Genomic DNA, 23,969 nt, shown 5'->3' with positions numbered 1-23,969 from the left:
TTTTATGTAAAATGTTTGCTGTAGTAAGAAATAACCATGATAATGAAGTTGAGATAACCTAATGATAGTATGATTTTGGAAGAAAAGATAAAAAATTTAAAATAACGACCGATAATTAATATTAAATAAGGAATAATACTGAATAAAGGGGGATACATTAAAAAAGCATGTTGTACCTCTCCTTTTAATAATAAAATGAGAGCCCTTTGAGCTCCACAACCTAAACAATCTACTTTAAAAAGTATTTTGAATAAGCAAGGAATCATAAAATCGTTTAGGATTATCTTTTGTACCACTGTAAAAATAGAGTTCATTGTAAAATTAAAAAATTAGTTTCTATTTTTGCAAAAAAATAAGATTTATGTTTTTTATAGGAGATAGTGTATCGGTTTTAGATGATAATATTAATGGAGTAGTAATAAAAGTAACGGGGGATCAAGTTTGGATAGAAACAGAAGAAGGATTTGAGTTGCCTTTTAAAAACAACGAACTAATTTTAATAGATCAAACAGGATTGGATTTTTCAAAAGCAAATTTTTACGCTATAAAAAAAGAAAAAGAAATTTCAAAACCCAAAAACTTTATAAAAGAAAGGAAGTCTAAAAAAGATGAAACTGTTTTAGAGGTAGATTTGCACATAGAAAAATTAGTACAAACAACTAAAGGTATGAATAATTATGATATTTTAAATATACAAGTGGAAACCGCTCAAAGACAATTAGATTTTGCAATAAAAAACAGAATACAAAAAGTAGTACTTATTCACGGTGTCGGAGAAGGAATCCTGAAAGCTGAATTAGATTTTCTACTAAGTAGATACAGTTATATCAGCTTTCAAGAAGCCAGTTTTCAAAAGTATGGTTTTGGTGCTACAGAAGTGTATATTAACCAAAAAAACTTTTTGTAAATTAGTTTATAATTTCACCAAACTCATAATCCCCATTAGGATTAGGACTATAGGTTTTAATACCGTTTTTAAAAATCACTTTTCTAAGCTTGATTACATGACGATAAGTTGAAGTGGTTTGTTGAGAAGTTTCTACCACAATAATACCACTTACATCTGTTATGCCTTCCTGTGCAATCCATTCTTCTACCAAAGCAGGACTTGTAGGCGGAATAGATTGACAGAAAAAACTAGCGTTTAAGCCACCACTATAAACCCTATAGCTAATCTTATTACTGTTATTTAATAAAGCTGTTTTTGTACCAACAATTTGATGTTTGTATAAACTAGGGTCTATATCTAATAATAAAGCATTACTGTTGTTGTATTTAAAAAGAGATTATTGCCAGAACAATTTTGCATGACAGCATTTTTATAATCAAATTTTAAATCAATTAAATCCGTAGTATAGTTACCAAACTCATATCTGTCAAAAACTAATTGCTTATTAGGACTATTAAAAGTTATATTCTTAAACAAAATCTTATGATTATACCCCACAATCTTTGAAGGATCGTTAGTAGAAATTATTTTGTTAGTAGTTATTTCAATAGTACCGCCAGATACAGTCCATTGCTCAGCAACGGGATTATTACCAACAGAACAGATTTCATTACTATTAATCGTTGAAAAAAACTTTTTATAAATTAAGTTATTGCCTGTTCCAATGAGGTAAGTTTTAATCCCTTCTTCATTAGGAAAACTTGTTTCTGGAGTTGTAAAAATAAGCGTTTCTTTATCATTAATTTTGTATAATGTATTGGTGTTGTTACATTTTTGAACAGAAATAGAGCTAAAGTTAAATGTTTCTTCTATTATATTTCCATCATCACAAGCTGTAAGTAGTAGTAGTGAAATTAGTAAAACCCAAATTTTTTTCATATTCATTAAATTTTAAACAAAAATACAATTTTAAATTTTTAATCAAAGATATTGTTATATTTGGATCGCTAACTAAAAAAGATTTATGAATTCACAAGTAACAAAAACAAATTATCCAGCTTTATATACCTTGGTAACTGTTTTCTTTTTTTGGGGTTTTATTGCTGCTGGAAATAGTATTTTTATTCCATTTTGTAAAAATTATTTTTCCTTAGACCAATTTCAATCTCAGTTAATAGATTTTGCATTTTATACAGCCTATTATTTAGGAGCCTTGTTATTATTTGCTTTCGGGAATGCGAAAGGAAAAGATATAGTAGGAAGTTGGGGACATAAAAAAAGTATAATTTACGGTTTATTATTTTCTGCTTTAGGATCGGGAGCAATGATTTTAGCTGTAAAAGGTAGTATTTATGAAGGAATGCTAGTAGGCTTGTTTATAGTAGCATTAGGTTTTTCATTACAACAAACAGCGGCTAATCCATTTGCAATCTTATTAGGCGATCCTAAAACAGGAGCAAGTAGAGTAAATTTAGGAGGAGGTATTAATTCTTTAGGAACTACAATTGGTCCTATAATAGTGGCTTTAGCATTGTTTGGAACGACAGCCTCCGTTTCGGATGATCAGATTAAGCATTTAGAACTAGATAAAGTTATTTTTCTTTATGTGTGTGTAGGCTTTCTTTTTGTAGGTTCAGCAGCCTTATTTTATTTTTCTAAAAAAGTCCCATCAGGAATTTCTAATGAATCTATAGAAAAAGCAAATAAAGCCCTAACGACACTTGTTGTTATGACATTACTTTTAGCGGCTTGTTTTACCTTTATTTTTAAATCATATCAAAATGTAGAAGGATTGGATTCAGTTCAATTATTAGACTTGAATCAATACAGAATGAACTGGCTAATGGGGGCATTGATTGTCGTTTTAGGAGGGATTTTGTATTCCTATATAGCAGCGAAGAAAAATCCAGAAGGATGGGGAGCTATGCAATATCCTCAGTTAGTATTAGGAATGTTAGCTATTTTTGTTTACGTTGGGGTTGAGGTTGCAGTAGGAAGCAACTTAGGCGAGCTGCTAAAATTACCTGAATTTGGTAGCTTACAATCATCTGATATAGCTCCTTATATATCTATATATTGGGGAAGTTTGATGATAGGACGTTGGGCCGGTGCTATTAGTGTATTTAACCTAAAAGGGATTCAAAAAATAATAGCCTTAATTGTCGTTCCTTTATTAGCATTTGGAATTGTATTAGGTGCTAATATGCTTTCAGGTAAAGATATGAAACCTCTTTATTTTTACATTGTATGTGTTTTATTACAAATTATAGCCATGTTTTTATCTAAAGATAAACCTGCAAGAACACTTATGATTTTTGCACTATTTGGTTTAATTGCCATGATAATAGGTTTATGTTCAACAGGAATGGTGGCTATTTATGCGTTTTTAGCAGGAGGTTTAGCTTGTAGTATTATGTGGCCTGCTATTTTTAGTTTATCTATCTTAGGATTAGGAAAATATACTTCACAAGGTTCCGCTTTTTTAATTATGATGATCTTAGGTGGTGGTATAATTCCTCCTATTCAAGGTAAAATATCGGATTTAATAGGCATACATAACTCCTATATTGTAGCGGTTATTTGTTTTGCATATTTAACGTTATTTGCAATTTTAGTAAAAAAAATATTAAAAAGTCAAAATTTGGATGTTGATTCAATAGAAATTAAAGAAGGACATTAAAACTAAAAGACATAATAATATTAAAAGGGTAAAAGGAATTAAGTACTTTTATCCTTTTTAATTTTAATTTAATTTTATGAATCGTAATAAATATTTTACAGCAGCTTTTTCATCTTTCTTTATTTGGGGATTTTTTAGTTTGGCTATAAAAAAAATAAATGACTATGCTTCTTTAGATATATTATTTTATAGGGTTTTTTATGCAACCTTTTTACTATTGATGATTAATTTTATATTTAGAAGACAGATTGTCTTAGATGATTTAAAAATTTTCAATAGTTTTAGCAAATCTGTCCAAAGAAAAACAGTAGTTTTAACGATTATAGGTGGATTTTTGCTCGTTTTAAATTGGTTTTTGTTTATGTACTCTGTAAACCATATCAGTATACAATCTGCCTCATTTGCTTATTTAATTTGTCCTATTATAACAACTGTTTTAGCCTATTTTGTACTCAAAGAAAAATTAGATAAAAAACAATGGACTGCTGTCGGATTGTTCGTTGTTAGTTGTGGTCTTTTGTCTTATGGTCATATAAAAGATTTAATGTATTCATTAATAATTGCTTCTACTTTCGCTCTGTATTTAATAACTCAAAGAAGGAACAATTACTTTGATCGTTTTGTAGTATTAACAATTCAATTGCTTATTTCATCTATAATATTATCTCCTTTTTATTGTTTTTATAAATCAGAAACCCCTACAACCTTTTTATTTTGGGGTGTAATGACCTGTATAGTGGTACTATTTACAATTATACCTCTTTTTTTGAATCTTTATGCTCTTAAAGGGATTGATTCTAAAACAGTAGGTGTCTTAATGTATACCAATCCTCTTATTAATTTCTTTTTAGCATTGTTTTATTTTAAAGAAGAAATAAACGTAATTCAATTAAGTGCTTACTTGTTAATAGTAGTTGCTATAATTTTATTTAACATCAATTATTTTGCGAAAAAGGCGAATTAATTTTTTTACACAAAATTAGGTTTTTTTGTTAAATAGTGTAAAATATAGCAATAATATTAATCTTTTTTGTTGTTTTGTTTGAATTTTTATTAAAAAATAACATATAAAACCCTTGTTGGCTAAGAAAATGTTATAATTTCGCTAAAATAATTCAAAAAAAAACAAATTTATGAAAAACACTATCAAAGTAAGCACTCTGTTGCTGAGTATGGCTACATCAGTAGCATTGTTTTCTTGCTCTAAGGAAAAAGAAGGGGTAATTAATCAAGAAGAGGCTGCAATTGTAGAACAACCAGCAGGGATTGAACGCGAATGTAGTTATGTAGATTCTTCTTGGCCAGCTTCAGCTAATTTATCTACAACCTTATCTTCTGGTGCAGGAACATCAGCAGATGTTACTTTTATGACAAATCAAAATATAAATATTAAAACTTTTTGGAGAGGGACTTCAGTAGCGGCTCCAATATTTAGATTTGTAAATAATGGTACGAACTGGAATTCTACCTATAATGCAATTTCTTATGGTAATGGAAAAATTTATTATGGAGAAGGTATTTTTAGAGATGCCAAATCTAAAGATGCTTCAAACTTAATTAATGTAATGATACTTGCTCATGAGTATGGACATCAATTACAATATGCGTTCCGTTTGCCTTCTAAAAAGAATCAACAGCTAGAGCAGGTGAATTAGAAGCAGATGGAATGGCAGGTTATTATTTAAGAAAAGGATATGGCAAATCTACTTATTCTGAAATAGCTACAGCTTATGAGTTTGCTTATTCAATTGGAGATAAACAAATAACAAGTGCCGATCATCACGGTACGCCTGTGCAAAGACGTTCTGCAGTTCGTTTAGGATTTTTGTTAGCAGATCCTACGAATACTAAATTAACGCCAACTCAGTTTGATTCAAACTTCTTTTATTACTATGATGGGGTTTTAGCAGGTACTAGCAGATTAGCTAAGCCAGAAGGAATGAGTGATGAAGGTCACCAATTAGTTATGAGTAAAATGAGTGAGTTACAAAAAATTCAATCAGGAAAAATGTCTGATACAGAATATTTTAACCTATAATAATTGAGTTAATTTTATATTGAGGCTGTCCAAAAGGACAGCCTTTTTGTTTACTAAAATATTCGGACACCTATCGGAGATAGTTTTCATATAAACGATTCTCAGAAACTGGGTTCGACTTTTAGGACACTCTCTTTAGAGGAGGCCTTTTAAAGTGTATTAATGCACGGACCAATTTCTTTTTGGTATCGTTTTATATTAAAGTGGAAATAAATCTAATTCGATCAAGTACTTACTTTTTAATGATGAAATCATAGTTCTTATTTTGTTTTATTAATTTAACAAAAAATTAATTATAAAGTATTAATTTATTTTTTTTAAAAATATATTTGTTTTTTGTGATTTTAAAAATTTAAATTTGTAAAAAAAATATTTAAAAACAAACTAAGTTTATGAAAAACAACAACAAACTAAACACTCTGTTGTTGGGTGTAGTTTCTATAATATTGTTTTCCTGTTCTAAAGAAAAAGAAGAAGCGAAAAAAAAGATGAAACAGTAAGTATTGAAAAACCAATAGAGGTAGTAAAAGAATGTGATTTTATTAATGATGATTGGCCTGCTTCGGCTACTCTATCAACCACTTTATCTGCTGGAGTAGGAACAGCAGCAGATGCTATTTTAATGAATGATCAAAATATAGCTATTAATACTTTTTGGAGAGGAATTTCTGTAGCCGCTCCAGTTTTTAGATTTGTCAAAAATGGCACAGATTGGAAATCTACCTATAATGCTATATCTTATAATACAGGAAAAATTTATTATGGAGAAGGTATTTTTAGAGATGCCAAATCTAAAGATGTTTCAAATTTAGTTAATATAATGATTCTTGCTCACGAATATGGGCATCAATTGCAATACGCATTTCATTTACCTTCTGAAAAAGAATCAACCGCCAGAGCAAGTGAGTTAGAAGCAGATGGAATGGCAGGTTACTATTTAAGAAGAGGTTATGGTAAATCAACTTATTCTGAGATCGTTACGGCGTATAACTTCGCTTATGAAATTGGAGATAATAAGACCACAAGTTCAGATCATCATGGTAAGCCTCAACAAAGACGCTCAGCGGTTCGTTTAGGTTTTTTATTAGCAGATCCTGTAAATGCTAAGTTAACAGCAACTCAGTTTGATTCTAAATTCTTTTATTACTATGATGGAGTGTTAAATGCGTCTTATAGAATGGCTAAACCAGAAGGAATGAGTGATGAAGGTCATCGATTAATTATGAGTAAAATGAAAGAGTTGCAAAGAATTAAATCAGGAAAAATGTCTGATGCAGAATTTTTTAACCTAGATTAAATCAGTTAGATATATTGTAAGCCAGCTATAAACTTATAGCTGGCTTTTTTGTGATCTTATTTTACCTATGAAATAACCAAATTTTAATCCAAATGACAAATTTATTTAGATATAAAAAATGACGTTGATTTTAATAAATAACTCTGTTTTTTATTCTCTATGCGTAAACTACATCTGCGATAAAAACATAGTTTTTTATCATCACAACAAAGTCTATAGAATAAATTTGATTAAATGTAATGATATTCATTATCCTGAATATTATCTATTACACGATAAACAAACAATTTTTGTACTTTTTGTCAATTATTAAACAAAGAAAAAGTTATTTGTTTGTCATTTTGTCATGAAGAGATGGAGGTGTGCTGACAAAGAAGGCTGTTTTTAGTATTGGCATAATCCTTGTCATTCTCGAAAATGTATAAGAAGTACAACTGTGATTAAAAGTAATCACATAGAAAAATGAATTAAAAATTAAGGAGAATTATATTATGAGTAAAATTATTGGAATCGACTTAGGTACTACTAACTCATGTGTAGCAGTAATGGAAGGTGGAGAACCGGTTGTAATTGCAAACGCAGAAGGTAGAAGAACGACTCCCTCAGTAATTGCTTTTGTTGAAGGAGGAGAAATAAAAGTAGGGGATGCTGCAAAACGTCAAGCAGTTACAAATCCTACAAAAACAATTGCTTCAGTAAAACGTTTCATGGGGAATAAGTATACTGAAAGTGCTAAAGAAGCGTCAACAGTAGCTTATAAAGTGGTAAAAGGGGATAATGATACACCCCGTGTTGATATAGACGGACGTTTATATACCCCACAAGAATTATCTGCTATGACTCTTCAAAAAATGAAGAAAACAGCGGAAGATTATTTAGGTCATGCTGTAACACAAGCAGTTATTACGGTACCAGCTTATTTTAACGATGCGCAACGTCAAGCTACTAAAGAAGCAGGACAAATTGCAGGTTTAGAAGTAATGCGTATCATTAACGAACCTACAGCTGCAGCTTTAGCTTATGGTTTAGATAAAGCAGCTCAAGATAAGAAAATTGCAGTATATGACTTAGGTGGAGGTACTTTTGATATTTCTATCTTAGAATTAGGTGACGGTGTATTTGAAGTATTATCTACAAATGGAGATACACACTTAGGAGGAGATGATTTTGATCAGGTAATTATTGATTGGTTAGCTTCTGATTTTCAAACAGCAGAAGGAATTGATTTGCGTCAAGATCCAATGGCATTACAACGTTTAAAAGAAGCTGCTGAAAAAGCTAAAATCGAATTGTCGGCTTCAGCTCAAACAGAAATCAATTTACCATACATTACAGCTACGGCTACTGGACCTAAGCACTTGGTTCAGTCTTTAACAAGAGCTAAATTCGAACAATTAGCAGATACTTTAGTAAAGCGTTCTATGGAGCCAGTTGCTAAAGCTTTAAAAGATGCTGGTTTATCAACTTCTGATATTGATGAAGTAATCTTAGTAGGAGGTTCTACTCGTATTCCAGTTATCCAAGAACAAGTTGAGAAATTCTTTGGTAAAAAACCTTCAAAAGGTGTTAATCCAGATGAAGTAGTAGCTATCGGTGCTGCTATTCAAGGTGGTGTATTAACAGGTGATGTGAAAGATGTATTATTATTAGATGTAACACCGTTATCATTAGGTATCGAAACTATGGGAGGTGTGTTTACTAAATTAATCGAGTCTAATACAACTATTCCTACTAAAAAATCGCAAGTTTTCTCAACAGCAGCAGATAACCAACCATCAGTAGAAATTCATGTTTTACAAGGTGAAAGACCAATGGCAAATGACAACAAAACGATTGGTCGTTTCCACTTAGATGGTATTCCACCTGCACAAAGAGGCGTACCTCAAATTGAAGTAACTTTTGATATTGATGCTAATGGTATTATCAAAGTTTCGGCTACTGATAAAGGTACAGGTAAATCTCATGATATTCGCATTGAAGCTTCTTCAGGATTAACACAAGAAGAAATCGAAAAAATGCGTAAAGAAGCTGAAATGAATGCAGAAGCAGATAAAGCAGCTATGGAAAAAGCGGGTAAATTAAATGAAGCTGATAGTATGATTTTCCAAACAGAAAAACAATTAGCTGAATTTGGTGATAAATTATCGGAAGGTAATAAATCAAACATCACGGCTGCTCTAGAAGAATTGAAAAAAGCTTACGAAACGAAAGAGATAGATACGATTACTCCGGCTTTAGAAAAAATTAATGAAGCATGGAAAAATGCTTCAGAAGAAATGTATAAAGCACAAGCAGAAAGTCAACCGGGAGCGCAAGAACAACCGCAAACTGAAACAAATGGTGATACTACACAAGATGTAGAATTTGAAGAAGTAAAATAATTTAAATTTCATTATTTTTAAGAAGAGGCTGTCTGTATAGACAGCCTTTCTTATTGCTAAAATATCGGATACCCATTGGGATAGTTTTCGTATAAGTAATCCTCAGGAGCTAAATTTGCCTTTTAAAAAAACTTCTTTTAGTACGTATTTTGAGGCTGCTCATTTAGGAATAAAAACATTGATAAATTAAAGTTTACCCCAGATTACACGTTAGAGATTTTTTAAAAAAACATTTATTGATTTAGGTACTATACAAAATTAAGAACCAAAACGAGTAAAAATATAATAGGTTATAAGATTTGTTTTTCTAATGCGTAATCAGGGTTTAATCAAATTTCGGATTAAACTTTGTGATGAAAATGATAAGGCAAAGAAAATAAAGATGTAGGGAAATTTTTTCTTGTATATTTTGGGGTAAAAGCTGTTACTTAAATGACAAGATTGCGCACTTTTACTCTATAAATATTTAATATATTTTGTAAATAAGAAGTAAGTACTACAGAAAGTATAAAAAAATGAGACTATTTTTCTAAAAAGAATAATCTCATTTTATAAATTTATGAGAGATTATTTTATAGCAATCATAGATATTTCAATGTTAACATTTTTAGGAAGAGTAGCAACTTGTACCGTTTCACGGGCAGGAGCAGTAGCCTCTTCAAAATACCTTCCATAAATAGAATTAATTTTAGTAAAATCGCCCATATTCATAATAAAAATAGTCACCTTAATGACATTTTCAAAAGTCATATCGGCAGCTTCAAGAACTGCTTTTAAATTTTGCATTACTTGTTCTGTTTCTTCCTCAATTGAAGTTAAAATAAGTTCGTTGTTTTTTGGGTTAATAGCAATCTGACCAGAGGTGTATAAAGTGTCTTTTATTAAAATAGCCTGACTATAAGGTCCAATAGGAGCAGGTGCTTTTTCTGTAAAAATTATTTTTTTCATATTTTTAAGTGTCAATTATTATAATCTTCGATCAGGTAGATTTCTTTTATCCCATTTGATATCGCTTAGTACAGAGGAGCTAATTCCTATGAAAAAATACCATGAAGCTCTGTCTCCAAAAGGATTCCATTGAAAATCCATACGCCAACTTAATAAATCCCTCTGAAAACGTAATTGTGTATAAGTAACTCCTTTTTGAACAAAATCATATCCCGTTGATATTCCTGTTTTCCATTTAGGAGTAAGATCTATATTTCCAGAAATCATTAATGAGTTTTGAGTAATAGTATTTTCTCTTTTATTGTTGGAATAAGTTAATGAATAAGCAAGGTTTAGATTCCAAGGAATTATCGAACGATAAAAACCTTTGAAAGGAGATTCTTCATTGTCTTTTTTGTCAAAAGGATTTTGATTTCGATTGCTAAAATCATTAGAGCTACCAAAAAGATCATCTGCTCTACCACCATTTCTTAATCCTGAATTGTTTAAATTATTTTGATCTGTTTTTCCTTTTCCTCCTAATTCATTACTATTAATAGAATAATTTAACGTAATATTAGCACTTGTCATTCGAAATAAACTACCGCCATTATTAATGTTAAGTTTATCTATCATATTTCCTTTATTATTAATAGCATAGGGATTTAAAGTCATACCAAAATTAATATTTAGTTTATCTTTAAGTAAATTGGTACCACCGCTTACTCGTAAAGGAGACCATTTTAAAGAATCTGCATTAATATTATAATTGCTAGATAAGTTTAAATTGTTAATTAAAACTATTTTTTTAGGAGCTGTTTTAGTAGAGTCTTTATCTCGAACTTTAGCTTCAAAGACATTGTTTATAGAAAAAGATAAGTTGTTGTTTCTTGTACTAGAAGGGCCACCGAAAATTCCTTTTTCAAAACGTGTATAATTAGCCATTTTACCACTGCCATCAATAGCGTATGTGTCATAATATTTTTCAAAACTAGGAGCATAAGCATAACTAATGTTTGGTCGTACAGTATGTCTTATAGATTGGATTTTTCCATTTTTTTTGAAATTAAATGTTCCATAAATAGTAGTTCCCACACTGCTTGAAAAATCATAAGTTCTAAAAGAATCAAAACCTTTGTTTTCAATGTCTTCTACTTTTTTTAATGTAGTGTTGTATTGCTTTCTTATTGTTTTAAGATACCAGACTTCATTGAAATTAGAAGAGGTAGTCACACTAAAGTATTTAAAAAGTTTGAAATTTGTACTAAATGGAATATTGTGTTGAATTCCGTTTTGCATATCTCTAAACATAGCAGGTTTAAAGAATAATGAATCTGTTGTTTGAACACGGTTTTCGCCCCTTAAGCTATAAGTGAAATTTAAGTTTTTAATAAAACCTTTTTTAGTACCGCTTTTAGGTGCGAAAGGGAAAATACGATCGACTCCAATTTGCAAAGTAGGAAGCGTCATATTAATCTGTCTTGTATTTGTGTTTTGTGAATGAGAAGCAGTTAAAGACAAATTTACTTGCGGAGTCCAATTAAAAGTTTTTCCGTATGAAACAGAAGAACTTAAAGTATTATTTAAAAAATTAGAGGTGTTTAATTGATTAAATGACTGTCTGTAATATTTGCTACTACCTAAATTAACAGATGCCGAAAATCGTGAGTTAGGCGTGGCTTTTGTATCAGGGGAGTGACTCCATTGTAAATTATATAGAGTAGATTTTCCATAACCGGGCAATCCTCTTTCTCCGTTTATTTGGTTTTCATATCGAAAATTAAAATTACCTCTGTATTTGTATCGTTTTGCATAATTTGTTTCCGCTCTTAAACCATAACTGCCATTTGTAAAATAGTCGCCTAATAATGCAAGATCTAAATTGTTACTAATAGCAAAATAATAACCACCGTTTTGCAAAGAATACCCTTGTGCATTATTTTGTCCAAAAGTAGGCATTATAATTCCAGAAGTCGCTTGCTCAGTCATAGGGAAAAAGGCGTAAGGAACCCCTATGGGAGTAGGGACATCTGCAATTACCATATTGGTTAAACCTGCTACAATTTTCTTTTTAGGAACAAATTTTATTTTACGTGCTAAAAAGTAATATTCAGGATCCTCTAAGTTTTTAGAAGTTGTGAATCTTGCGTTTTTAATAAAAAAAACCGAATCATTTTCTCTTTTAGTTATCTCACCTTTTATTTTAAATTCCCCCTGATCTGTTCTAGAATTCCATATCAATGCTTTTTTAGTTTTAAAATTAAAACGAATTGAGTCAGGTTCTACAATGTTAGTTCCTTGCTTAAAAATAGGGTATTGAACGTACTTACCTGTAGAATCTTTTAGTCGACCAGCGTATACTTCATCTTTATCATAATTAATGACAATGATCCCCGATTTAATTTCAATATCTTTATATTTTACCTCTGCTTCATCTTTTAAAATAGCAAGTTTTTTTTTGTTGTCTAATTTAACAGAGTGCTTTGATTTATATAAAATTTTACCTTCTAAAAAAGATTTTTTCTTTTTTATACTGTCTTTGTTTTTACTAACCTCTTCTTTTTTGTTTAAAATAATAGAATTAGATTTTAGGCTATCTTTCTGTTTTACAGATAGTAGGCTCGTATTTTTTTAGGAAGCTCCTGCGATTGTAGATTTAGACTACAAAATGCTATTAAAAAGGAACTAAAACGATGTAAAATAAGTTTGTACGCAAAGCTATAAATACTATTTTTGTAAAAATATGGCTTAATTTTTGAAGCCACAAACTTACAGCTATTTTTATAAATAAGTAAGTATTTAATAAAATTATAACCATTTAATTCATTAGTGAAATGAAGGTGAAAAATAGAAATAAAATGAAATATGTTTTTTTTACGGCTTTATTTGTTTTGTCGGGGGTTCTTCAAGCACAAAATAATGCTAAATTCAAAGTATGTTTAGATGCAGGGCATGGTAATCAGGACTTTGGAGCTACTTATCATGGATATGTGGAAAAACAGATTAATTTAGCTATTGTTCTAAAACTAGGCGCTATCCTAGAAAAAGATCCTACTATTGATGTTATTTATACTCGAAAAACCGATACTTTTATAGAACTGGTTGAAAGAGCCAATATAGCCAATAAGAACAAAGCTAATATTTTTGTCTCTATTCATTGTAATGCTAATAGGAATTTGGAAGCTTATGGATCAGAGACCTATGTGATGGGACTTTCAAAAAGTGCATCAAGTTTGGCTGTTGCAAGAAAAGAAAATGAAGTTATTAAATTAGAAGATAACTATAAAACTAAATACGCTGGTTATAATCCCAATGCTCCCGAATCTTTAATTAGTGCCACCATTGCACAAGAAGAATATTTAGACCAAAGTATTGAATTGGCAAGTAGAATTCAGGATAATTTTGATCAAAAAGTAAATCGTAAAAATAGAGGTGTACATCAAGCTCCTTTTATGGTTTTACACAAAGCCTTCATGCCTAGAGTATTGGTAGAAACAGGATTTATTTCAAATCCATCAGAAGGGGCTTACCTAAATTCAGAAGAAGGTCAAGAAAATATGGCAAGGTCTATAGCAGATGCAATTTTTAGAATGAAAGCAGAACATTTTGGAGGTACAGTTCCTTTTTTAGATATAAAAAAATCAGAAAAACCTACTCCAAAGGATAGTACACCTAAAACTAAAGAAGTAGTAGTTCCTGTAAAAGAAATTATTAAACAAGATCCTGTAAAACCAGAAACTAAAAGCAAAGGTAGTGTTGATACTCAAAAAGTTGTTTTTAAAATACAACTAAAAGCAAGTAATACACAAATTGATGTTAAGCCTGAAAATTTTAATGGATTATTGAATATTTCTTCAGTTTTTGAAGGGGGATATTATAAATATATGTACGGGGAAACAAATGATTATCAGGAATCTAGGAAAATGTTAACAGAGGCAAAATCCAAAGGATATGAATCGGCTTTTATAGTGCCTTATAAAAATGGAATTAAAATAAGCCTTAATGAAGCAGTGAAATCTGCTAAGTAATTAGTATTTTTGCAACAAAAAAAATATATTTTGAAAATAACACGAGAAATTAAAACAGCAATTCTAGTAATTGCCTCTATTTTATTATTTATCTGGGGATATAGCTTTTTAAAAGGTAGTAACTTGCTAAATAGTCACAAAAAACTATTTGTTGAATTTGATAATGTCGAAGGCCTTCTTTCTTCCGCATCTGTAACTATTAATGGAAAAGTAGTAGGTAAAGTACGATCATTAAATTTAACGGATACAGGTAAAATTTTAGCAGAACTACAGATCAATCAAGATGATTTTCCGATTTCAAAAACAAGTGTCGCTCAAATATATGAACTTCGGTTTTATAGGAGGAAAACAAATAGCGATTATTCCTAACTTTGCAGATAAAAATATAGTTGTTGATGGTGATCGTTTAAAAGCAGATGTAAAATTAGGCTTAACAGATAACCTAGGTAAAAAATTAGCTCCAACTCAACAAAAAATAGAATCATTAGTTGAAGATGCCGATCAGCTAATGGTTAATGTAAATCAAGTTTTAAATGATCAAGCTAAAAGAGATCTTCAACAAACTATAAGTCACTTAAATCAGACAATGGCTGAATTTAATAAATTAGGCAATGGTGTTAACCAATTATTAGCAACTAACCAAAAAGTTTAAACCATTCATTAGGAAATATAGAAAAAATTACCACGGATTTTTCTAAAGTATCCAATGAATTAGAAAAAGCAGAATTAGGAAAAACTTTAAAAAATTTAGAAGGAACTTTAGCAAATGTGAACAAGTTAGTATCCGATATGCAAGCAGGACAAGGAACTTTAGGCAAAGCAATGAAAGATGAAGCAATGTATAACAACTTTACCAAAGCTGCTAAAGAAATTGAACTATTACTTCAAGATTTACGTTTACATCCTACGCGTTACGTAAATGTTTCTCTTTTTGGAAAAAAGAAAAACCATACAAAGCACCTGAAACACAATTAAAATAATTTAAAACCAATCAACCTTTTATATGAATTATTTAAACAGTTTGTTTTTTCTAATTATTCTTGGTGTTGGAATAGGATTTTTTGCAAAAAATGTAAAAAAAATTATTCGTAATATAAAGTTAGGAAAAGATATAAATAGATCGGATAACTCATCAGATCGCTGGAAAAATATGCTCCTAGTAGCATTTGGTCAAAAAAAGATGTTTACACGTCCAGTACCTGCCATTCTGCATTTTGTATTGTATTCAGCTTTTATAATTACTCAAATAGAGTTAATTGAAATCTTAATAGATGGTATTTTTGGAACCCATCGTTTTTTTAAACCAGCTTTAGGAGGGTTTTATACCTTTTTAATTAGTTTTATAGAAATTTTATCAGTTACGGCATTAGTAGCAACAATTGCTTTTTTGATGAGAAGAAACCTGTTAAAATTACCCCGTTTAAATAAAACAGAATTATTAGGTTGGCCTAAAAAAGATGCTAATTTAATCTTGATTATGGAGATTATATTGGTAAGCTGTATTTTTACAATGAATGGTACAGATGAAGTGTTGTATACAATGGGGAAATCACACTTTGAAGGTCAAGGATCATTTAGTTTTGCTGTATCTCAATATTTAGGACCCGCTTTTTTTGGAAGTTTAAGTGAAGGAACTTTACATATATTAGAGAGAGTAGGTTGGTGGGGACATTTTACAATGGTAATGGTTTTTTTAAATTATTTATATTACTCCAAACACCTACATATAATTTTAGCCTTTCCTAATACCTTTTTTGCTGATCTAAAACCTTTAGGAAAATTTGATAATTTAGAAAGTGTTACGAATGAAGTGAAATTAATGATGGATCCTAATGCTGATCCCTATGCTGCTGCACCAGTAGATGCAACACCAAGTAAGTTTGGAGCTTCTGATGTAACAGATCTGAACTGGGTTCAGTTGCTAAATGCTTATACCTGTACTGAATGTGGACGTTGTACCTCCTCTTGTCCAGCTAATCAAACAGGTAAAAAATTATCTCCTCGTAAGATTATGATGGATACACGTGATCGTCTAACAGAAGTAGGAAATAATTTAGACAAAAATAATGGAACATTTATAGAAGATGGAAAATCATTGTTAAATGATTATATCACACAAGAAGAACTTTGGGCTTGTACCTCATGTAATGCCTGTGTAGAAGAATGTCCAGTTAATATAAGTCCTCTTTCAATTATCATGGATATGCGTCGTTATTTGGTAATGGAACAAAGTGCAGCACCTCAGTCCTTAAACGCCATGATGACTAATATTGAAAACAATAGCGCGCCTTGGCAATATAGTCAAATGGATCGTTTGAATTGGAAAGACGAAAATTAATAATTGAAATTGCAGACAAATCAATATAGAGAATTATGTCAGAAAATTTGATAGTGCCTACAATGGCAGAAATGTTAGCTCAAGGTAAACAACCAGAAGTTTTGTTTTGGGTAGGATGTGCAGGTAGTTTTGATGATAGAGCTAAAAAGATAACAAAAGCTTTTGTTAAAATTTTGAATAAAGCAAGTGTAGATTTTGCTGTTTTAGGAACAGAAGAAGCTTGCACAGGAGATCCCGCTAAACGAGCAGGAAACGAATTTTTGTTTCAAATGCAAGCCTTTATGAATATAGAAATTCTTAAAGCTTATGAAACAAAAAAAATTGTTACAGCTTGTCCCCATTGTTTTAATACTTTAAAAAATGAATACCCTGAATTAGGAGGAGTATTTGAAGTAGTACATCATACAGAATTTTTAAAAGAACTATTAGACAGAGGGCGTTTGACTATTGAAGGAGGCCAGTTTAAAGGTAAAAAAATTACATTTCATGATCCTTGTTATTTAGGACGAGCAAACAAAATATATGAAGCTCCTCGTGATTTAATTCAAAAATTAGATGCCGAACTAGTTGAAATGAAACGCTCTAAAGCAAACGGATTATGCTGTGGAGCAGGAGGAGCACAAATGTTTAAAGAACCTGAAAATGGAGAAAAAGACATTAATGTTGAACGGACAGAAGATGCTTTAGCAACGAAGGCAGATATTATAGCAGCTGGATGTCCTTTTTGTAATACAATGTTAACAGATGGTACCAAAGCAAAACATCGTGAACATGATGTAAAAGTACTAGATGTAGCAGAATTAATTGCTAACGCTCAAGATTTATAGTATTCAGATGTATATACCCTTTGAAAATATGCCACTTGATTCACGTGTTTGGATTTATCAATCCAATCGAAAATTAAGTGATGACGAAATAAAAGAAATAGCCATTCATACTGAAAAATTTCTTGCTGATTGGTCTGCTCACGGTACCCCTTTAGAAGCATCGTTTGATATTCGTTATAATCGTTTTATTATTTTAACTGTCAATCCTAGTATACAAGCTCCAACAGGTTGCTCAATCGATAGTTCTGTACAGTTTATCCAGCAATTAGAACAAAAGTATGCGATTGATTTGTTAGATAAAATGAATGTTACATTTAAAAATGGTGAATTTATTGCCCATAAATCATTAATAGATTTTAAGAAAATGGCTAAAGAAAAAGCTGTTTCTGCTTCCACCATTGTTTTTAATAATTTAGTTAATACTATAGAGGAACTAAATGATTCTTGGGAAGTTCCTGCAAGCGAAAGTTGGCATAGTCGCTTTTTTTAATATTTGAAGATGAAGTTTTCTATTGTAAAATATTTATTTTTTTCCCTTTTAGCTTTTCTAATGATGCAATGTGCGGTTATAAAAAACCGTAAAAGAGAAGAAGCTATTATGGCAGAAACCAAAAATATTCCTATGATTCAAAAATTTATAGATCCTGATAAAGAAGGGTTTAATTTATTTAATGAATTATCAGGAGAACGTAAATGGGTTGACAGTGTTTATAATTCTTTAAGCTTTGAAGAAAAGTTAGGACAACTTTTTATGGTGGCTGCTTATTCTAATAAAGATAGTATTCATTTTAATTCGTTAGATAAATTAATAAAGAATTATAAAATAGGAGGCTTGATCTTCTTTCAAGGAGGACCCATGCGTCAAGCCAAACTAACAAATCGTTTTCAAGCCAATTCTAAAATCCCCCTTTTTATAGGGAATGATGCAGAGTGGGGGCTTAATATGCGTTTAGATTCAACCTATGCTTATCCTTGGAATATGACTTTAGGAGCCGTTCAAGATATGAAATTGATAGAACAGTTAGGAGAACGAATGGCCAAAGAAACCAAAAGAATGGGATTGCAGTTTAATTTTGCTCCTGTTATTGATATTAATACAAATCCTAATAATCCTATTATAGGAAATCGTTCTTTCGGGGAAAATAAAGAAGAAGTAACAAAACGTGCCGTAGCTTTAATGAAAGGAATACAAAGCCAAGGAGTATTTGCTACAGGTAAACATTTTCCGGGACACGGCGATACCGAAACAGATTCACATCATACATTACCCGTTGTTAATTTTACAAAAGAACGTATTGACTCCGTAGAGTTTTACCCCTATAAAAAAATGTTTAATTTAGGACTATCTTCAGTTATGGTTGCGCATTTGAATGTGCCAAGTCTGGAAGAACGTCAAAATTATCCTTCCTCTATATCTTATAATATAGTTACGAATACCTTAAAAAAGAACTAGGTTTTAAAGGGTTAATTTTTACAGATGCTCTTAATATGAAAGGAGCAAGCAGTTTTAAAAAACCAGGTGATATAGATTTAGAAGCCTTTTTAGCAGGTAATGATATTATGCTGTTTGCAGAAGATGTTCCTTCCGCTATTACTAAATTTACTCAAGCTTATAATGATAAAATAATTACAGATGAACGTATTGAACATTCTGTAAAAAAGATCTTAAGCTATAAATATAAGGCAGGATTAAATAATTATAAACCAATAGAAATAACAGGTCTTTTAAATGATTTAAATGCCCCAGAAGCAAGTAAATTACAATACAATTTATATGAAAATGCTATTACGGTTTTAAAAAATGAACATACTTTATTACCAATAAAAGACCTAACCAAAGCTAAAATTGCCTATGTGAAATTAGGGGATGATTCAGGTAACGTTTTTTTGAGTACATTAAAAAAATATGCCCAAGTAGAGGAAATGGAAGAGAAAAATCTAGATAGCCTTTTAGTTAATTTAAAAGAATTTAATACTGTCATTATAGGTTATCATAAATCTGATAGAGCATGGCGCAAACACGATTTTTCTGAAAAAGATTTACTTTGGTTAGAAAAAATAGCCGCTCAAAATAATGTTATTTTAGATGTTTTTGCAAAGCCATATACCTTGCTTAAGATCAAATCTTTTGATGATATAGAAGGTTTGATTGTAAGTTATCAAAATGGTGATATACCCCAAACTATTTCAGCTGAATTAATTTTTGGAGCCGTAGAAGCAAAAGGGAAATTACCCGTTTCTATTAAAGAATATTTTAAAGTAGGTGAAGGAATTACTACAGAAAAAATAAACAGATTAGGCTTTTCTTCTCCAGAAGGAGTAGGAATGAACTCTTATAAATTAAAAGAAATTGATGATGTAGTTAAAAAAGCAATCGATGATAAAATAACTCCGGGAGCACAAGTTTTAGTTGCTAGAAAAGGAAAAGTGATTTACCACAAATCCTTTGGTTATCACACCTATGAACAAGATACGAAGGTAAAAAATACAGATATTTATGATATCGCTTCATTATCTAAAATTATAGGAACATTACCCAATGTAATGATGGATTATGATAAAGGGGAAATAAATTTAGCTACTCACTTAGGACAAATGGTTCATAAAGCCAGAGGAACTAATAAGGATTCTATTGTTTTTAAAGAATTGTTATCACATTATGCTCGATTAAAAGCTTGGGAGCCTTTTTATAAGCAAACAATAGATTCAATTACCAAAAAACCATCTGAAAAATTATACCGTCAAACGCTAACAGAAGGTTTTACGACTCAAGTATCTGAAAATTTATTTTTGACAGATAGCTATAAAGATTCAATTATTTCTAAAATAATGAAAAGTAAGCTTTTGCCTAAGAAAGAGTATAAATACAGTGATTTTACCTTTATTTTGTTAAAAGAATATTTAGAAACACATCATAATAAAACCTTAGATAATTTGGCTTACGAAAACTTTTTTTTCAAAAATAGGAATGAATTATACAATGTATAATCCTTTAAAAAAGGTTGACATAGACCAAATACCACCAACAGAAAAAGATACGTACTATCGTCAGGATTTAATTCAAGGATATGTGCATGATATGGCAGCTGCCATGCAAGGAGGTGTAGCAGGACATGCAGGCTTGTTTTCAAATGCAAGTGATATTGCAAAAATGATGCAACTCTATTTGAATAAAGGTAACTACGGAGGAACTCAATTCTTTTCTTCTAAGACAATGGACGATTTTAATACATGTTATTTTTGTACGGAAGGAAATAGAAGAGGTATTGGTTTTGATAAACCTCAATTAAAAGGAGAAGGACCAACGTGTGGTTGTGCTTCAATAACTAGTTTTGGACACACTGGTTTTACAGGAACAATGACTTGGGCTGATCCTGAAAAAGAACTAATTTATGTTTTTTTATCCAATAGAACTTTCCCCGATAGTAATCTACCAAATAAATTAGCAAAAGAAAATACGAGAGAAAGAATTCAACAAATTATTTACGATTCTATTTTTGACTAATCGTTAATATTAAGTGAAATTAATTTTTATTTTTTTAAAATATACTAAATTCGTAAAGTAAAATTTTGCTTTACGAATTTTTTTAAAAATAAATTAAAATATTTTATATGCTTGATAAAACCCAGATTCCGCATTAGGATTTTTTAATAAATCTGGAAAGATCAAGATAAAAATACATGAAAATTTTATTGAAATGTAGTTTTACTATATAAAGGATAAAAAAATATTTTCTAAATATAAAGTTATTTATTATCTATAATAAAGTGTTAATGCGAAGTTTTGATTTAATAAAAAAAAGAACAATTTTTTAAATAATAATTTTTTCATTGTTTATGAAAATAGCAATTGTTTGTTATCCAACATTTGGAGGAAGTGGTGTAGTGGCTACAGAATTAGGTTTAGAACTTGCTAGAAGAGGGCACGAAATACATTTTATTACCTATCGTCAACCAGTACGTTTAGCTCTTTTAAGTCATAATGTACATTATCATGAAGTAAATGTTCCAGAATACCCATTATTTCATTACCAACCGTATGAATTAGCTCTTTCGAGTAAATTAGTAGATATGGTAAAGCTTTATAAAATAGAAGTTTTACATGTGCATTATGCTATACCTCATGCTTATGCAGGATATATGGCGAAACAGATATTAAAAGAAGAAGGAATTAATTTGCCAATGGTAACTACATTGCATGGTACAGATATAACTTTAGTAGGAAATCATCCCTATTATAAACCCGCTGTTACATTTAGTATTAATAAGTCGGACGTTGTAACATCTGTTTCTAAGAGTTTAAAGGAAGATACTTTGAAATATTTTGAGGTAACTAAAGAAATAAAAGTAGTTCCTAATTTTATAGAAATAGCAGATACAGAATCTCATAATCGAATTTGTAAACGTTCTGTAATGGCTGAACCAGAAGAAAAAATAATTACACATATCAGTAATTTTAGAAAAGTAAAAAAAATTCCAGATGTTGTAAAAGTTTTCTATAAAATACAAGAAAAAATACCCGCTAAATTAATGATGGTAGGAGATGGTCCTGAAAGAGAAAAAGCAGAATGGCTTTGTAGAGAATTAGGTATTGAAGAAAAAGTTATTTTCTTTGGAAATAGTCATGAAATAAGCCAAATCTTATGTTATTCAGATCTTTTTTTACTACCTTCAGATACAGAAAGTTTTGGATTAGCAGCACTGGAAGCAATGGCTAATAAAGTGCCTGTAATATCAAGTAATTCGGGAGGGCTGCCAGAAGTTAATATAAATGGTGTTTCTGGTTTTTTAAGCTCAGTAGGGGATATAGAAGATATGGCTCAAAATGCACTTAAAATTCTTTCAAATAATGAAGTTTTAAATAATTTTAAAAGAAATGCTTTTGAAACAGCTAAACTGTTTTCTGTTGAAAATATAGTACCCATTTACGAAGGAATATATAAAGAAATAATAGGTTTAGAATAAAAATATTTGAGATTAAAGAGGAATAGTTTGAGACTTTACCAATTCACTTTTTCCAGTCTAATACCAAATTCTAGTTAAAAAAACACTAGTAACCACAACTCCTTTTTATTATTTACCAATACATTTTTCTTTTTTTTATTCAAGAAAAACAAAGTGAAGTTATTTTTTTAACAAAACATTTGTTTTTTCTTGAAAAACACAGTATATTTGACTTAGTTGTATTTCCATAAATGGTTATTATTATTAAAAAACAAATATACGATGATACCACACAAACAAAACAATTTACCTACATACTTACAAAAACCTAACACCCCCAAATCATTCCTTATATTATTTTTAGGTATCTACATCCCTTGTATTTTTTATTTTTTTAAATCTTTATAAATATGTCATTTAAATCTAAACTAGTAGTAGCAGGAAAAGAGTACACCGTATTAAACGTAAATTACGGGTTATTTCAAGAAACAGACGCAACAGGTAGACCTTCTACCGTAACAAGAGGAGGTAAAATTGAGTTAACTATTGAAGGAACAGCAGACACTTCGTTCTTTGAGTGGATGACCAACTCTTTTGAAAGAAAAGACGGTAGTGTAAAATTCTTTAAAAGAGATAGCGATGCTGTTTTAAAAGAATTAAAATTCTCAGAAGCTTATGTTGTAAAATTCAGAGAAAACTTCGACTCAACTGGCGTAAACCCATTAACCGAAACCTTTACTATTTCAGCTAAAAAAATTGAATTAGGATCAGGCGCTTATCAAAACGAATGGGTATAACAACACCTAAGAGGCTGTCCTAAAAGGGCACAATCTTATCATTTCAATTAAAGGAAAAACCAAGAGTTTTGCCCAAATAGGAGAAGCAAATCACATATTACTGTGACTTCTCCTATGGTCGAAGTGACAACTAAAGATTGATTTTTCACTTTTCAGACAGCCTCTTTTTTAACCCAGATTCCGGATTAGACTTCGTTGTGAAACAAAATTTTTCAATAAATTCAAGTGCTCACGGAAAATTTTAGAAGAAGAAATAGTCAACTATTTTGATGATTAAAATTTGAGTACGTGCTTGAATTTGAAGAAAAATAAAGTGGAATAGATTTACTTCGTCTATTCGCTACGCTCGGGTCTAATGCGTAATCTGGGTTTAATTCCTTCTTTTAAAAACACTATAAAAATTTAAGACATGTCATTTTTAGCCAAATTAGAATTAGACGGTAACACCTATAATATCTTAAACTGCGATTATAATTTCACACAAGAAATAGATGCAACAGGAAAACCACAAGGCATGCCCCAAGGAGGTGAAATCAACATCCGTATAGAAAGCAACGGCAAAACCAACCTACTACAGTGGATGCTAGACCATAGTCAAACCAAAAACGGTACCATTATTTTCTTTCGTAGAGACGCTATGAGCAAATTACAAGAACTAAAATTTGAAAAAGCCTTTTGTGTATCCTTTTCCGAGTTCTTTGATTCCCAAAACAACCAACCCTTACAAATAGCCATGCGACTCATAGCCAAACGTTTTACACTAAACGATACCACCCATGAAAAAAAATGGAAAGACTAACAAAACCAAACAACTAAAAAACAC

At 30.4% G+C, this 23,969-nt stretch carries 22 protein-coding genes and 1 pseudogene; 18 read left to right on the top strand and 5 right to left on the bottom strand.

The window, feature by feature from the left end; genetic code table 11:
* Positions 1-2 precede the first annotated feature (2 nt).
* On the bottom strand, positions 3-314 hold the full coding sequence (locus JJC05_RS02700; protein WP_105196731.1) for a DUF2752 domain-containing protein: 312 nt from the start codon (positions 312-314) through the stop codon (positions 3-5).
* A gap of 47 nt (positions 315-361) precedes the next feature.
* Between JJC05_RS02700 and JJC05_RS02695 the strand changes: the two genes are divergently transcribed.
* A complete protein-coding gene (locus JJC05_RS02695) occupies positions 362-907 on the top strand; it encodes a DUF8465 domain-containing protein (protein WP_088393979.1) in 546 nt (181 codons plus the stop codon).
* 1 nt (position 908) lies between these two features.
* On the opposite strand, the gene JJC05_RS16490 is transcribed toward JJC05_RS02695, so the two are convergent.
* Both JJC05_RS16490 and JJC05_RS16485 read right to left on the bottom strand, forming a co-directional pair.
* Complete coding sequence (locus JJC05_RS16490) at positions 909-1,100, bottom strand: hypothetical protein (protein ID WP_258929435.1); 192 nt, start codon at positions 1,098-1,100, stop codon at positions 909-911.
* Positions 1,101-1,246: 146 nt separating this feature from the next.
* Positions 1,247-1,828: a hypothetical protein gene (locus JJC05_RS16485; RefSeq protein ID WP_258929434.1), complete on the bottom strand. Its 582-nt coding sequence runs from the start codon at positions 1,826-1,828 to the stop codon at positions 1,247-1,249.
* An 85-nt stretch (positions 1,829-1,913) separates the two neighbouring features.
* Between JJC05_RS16485 and JJC05_RS02685 the strand changes: the two genes are divergently transcribed.
* The 6 genes from JJC05_RS02685 (at position 1,914) to dnaK (ending at position 9,285) form a co-directional block, all read left to right on the top strand.
* Positions 1,914-3,569, top strand: coding sequence for an MFS transporter (locus JJC05_RS02685; protein ID WP_088395085.1), 1,656 nt, complete (start codon positions 1,914-1,916; stop codon positions 3,567-3,569).
* 76 nt (positions 3,570-3,645) lie between these two features.
* Positions 3,646-4,533 carry an EamA family transporter gene (locus JJC05_RS02680; RefSeq protein WP_235878145.1) on the top strand — a complete coding sequence of 296 codons (888 nt, stop codon included), beginning with the start codon at positions 3,646-3,648 and terminating at the stop codon, positions 4,531-4,533.
* 169 nt (positions 4,534-4,702) lie between these two features.
* Positions 4,703-5,224 (top strand): hypothetical protein, encoded by a 522-nt coding sequence (locus JJC05_RS16480; RefSeq protein ID WP_258929433.1) that lies wholly within the window; start codon positions 4,703-4,705, stop codon positions 5,222-5,224.
* 11 nt (positions 5,225-5,235) lie between these two features.
* Positions 5,236-5,607 carry a hypothetical protein gene (locus JJC05_RS16475; protein WP_258929432.1) on the top strand — a complete coding sequence of 124 codons (372 nt, stop codon included), beginning with the start codon at positions 5,236-5,238 and terminating at the stop codon, positions 5,605-5,607.
* A 622-nt stretch (positions 5,608-6,229) separates the two neighbouring features.
* Entirely contained in the window at positions 6,230-6,904 is a 675-nt protein-coding gene (locus JJC05_RS02670) for a metalloprotease (protein ID WP_235878143.1), read from the top strand.
* 491 nt (positions 6,905-7,395) lie between these two features.
* Positions 7,396-9,285, top strand: a complete 1,890-nt coding sequence (dnaK, locus tag JJC05_RS02665) for a molecular chaperone DnaK (RefSeq protein ID WP_105196726.1) — start codon at positions 7,396-7,398, stop codon at positions 9,283-9,285.
* Positions 9,286-9,852: 567 nt separating this feature from the next.
* Here the strand turns inward: dnaK and JJC05_RS02660 are convergent.
* Positions 9,853-10,233, bottom strand: coding sequence for a RidA family protein (locus JJC05_RS02660; RefSeq protein ID WP_088393201.1), 381 nt, complete (start codon positions 10,231-10,233; stop codon positions 9,853-9,855).
* Between the two features lie 18 nt (positions 10,234-10,251).
* Entirely contained in the window at positions 10,252-12,453 is a 2,202-nt protein-coding gene (locus JJC05_RS02655) for a putative LPS assembly protein LptD (RefSeq protein ID WP_309597398.1), read from the bottom strand.
* Positions 12,454-13,070: 617 nt separating this feature from the next.
* On the opposite strand from JJC05_RS02655, the gene JJC05_RS02650 reads away from it, so the two are divergent.
* The 11 genes and pseudogenes from JJC05_RS02650 (at position 13,071) to tssD (JJC05_RS02610) (ending at position 23,945) form a co-directional block, all read left to right on the top strand.
* Positions 13,071-14,240 (top strand): N-acetylmuramoyl-L-alanine amidase family protein, encoded by a 1,170-nt coding sequence (locus JJC05_RS02650; protein WP_309597397.1) that lies wholly within the window; start codon positions 13,071-13,073, stop codon positions 14,238-14,240.
* 30 nt (positions 14,241-14,270) lie between these two features.
* The gene (locus JJC05_RS17900; RefSeq protein WP_309597396.1) at positions 14,271-14,609 is read left to right on the top strand and encodes an MlaD family protein; all 339 of its coding nucleotides are present in this window, start codon (positions 14,271-14,273) and stop codon (positions 14,607-14,609) included.
* Entirely contained in the window at positions 14,563-14,892 is a 330-nt protein-coding gene (locus tag JJC05_RS17895) for an MlaD family protein (protein ID WP_309597395.1), read from the top strand. Before JJC05_RS17900 ends, JJC05_RS17895 begins: the two co-directional genes overlap by 47 nt.
* 17 nt (positions 14,893-14,909) lie before the next feature.
* Positions 14,910-15,215: a hypothetical protein gene (locus JJC05_RS17890; RefSeq protein WP_508625135.1), complete on the top strand. Its 306-nt coding sequence runs from the start codon at positions 14,910-14,912 to the stop codon at positions 15,213-15,215.
* Positions 15,216-15,243: 28 nt separating this feature from the next.
* Positions 15,244-16,578, top strand: coding sequence for a 4Fe-4S dicluster domain-containing protein (locus tag JJC05_RS02640; protein WP_235878140.1), 1,335 nt, complete (start codon positions 15,244-15,246; stop codon positions 16,576-16,578).
* 35 nt (positions 16,579-16,613) lie between these two features.
* Entirely contained in the window at positions 16,614-17,405 is a 792-nt protein-coding gene (locus JJC05_RS02635) for a (Fe-S)-binding protein (protein ID WP_088393193.1), read from the top strand.
* A 7-nt stretch (positions 17,406-17,412) separates the two neighbouring features.
* A complete protein-coding gene (locus JJC05_RS02630; protein ID WP_127823200.1) occupies positions 17,413-17,895 on the top strand; it encodes an ABC transporter ATPase in 483 nt (160 codons plus the stop codon).
* A 9-nt stretch (positions 17,896-17,904) separates the two neighbouring features.
* Positions 17,905-20,910, top strand: a pseudogene (locus tag JJC05_RS19020) (serine hydrolase domain-containing protein).
* Between the two features lie 332 nt (positions 20,911-21,242).
* On the top strand, positions 21,243-22,370 hold the full coding sequence (gene bshA / locus JJC05_RS02620; protein WP_105196720.1) for an N-acetyl-alpha-D-glucosaminyl L-malate synthase BshA: 1,128 nt from the start codon (positions 21,243-21,245) through the stop codon (positions 22,368-22,370).
* A gap of 389 nt (positions 22,371-22,759) precedes the next feature.
* Positions 22,760-23,146, top strand: a complete 387-nt coding sequence (gene tssD / locus JJC05_RS02615; protein ID WP_105195469.1) for a type VI secretion system tube protein TssD — start codon at positions 22,760-22,762, stop codon at positions 23,144-23,146.
* A 409-nt stretch (positions 23,147-23,555) separates the two neighbouring features.
* Positions 23,556-23,945 (top strand): type VI secretion system tube protein TssD, encoded by a 390-nt coding sequence (gene tssD / locus JJC05_RS02610; RefSeq protein WP_088395034.1) that lies wholly within the window; start codon positions 23,556-23,558, stop codon positions 23,943-23,945.
* Positions 23,946-23,969: the final 24 nt, after the last annotated feature.

Origin of the sequence: Flavobacterium davisii (assembly GCF_019565505.1) — a bacterium.
In the GTDB taxonomy this organism is placed as follows: Bacteria; Bacteroidota; Bacteroidia; order Flavobacteriales; family Flavobacteriaceae; genus Flavobacterium; species Flavobacterium davisii.
This window is presented reverse-complemented; position numbering and strand designations above follow the sequence as displayed.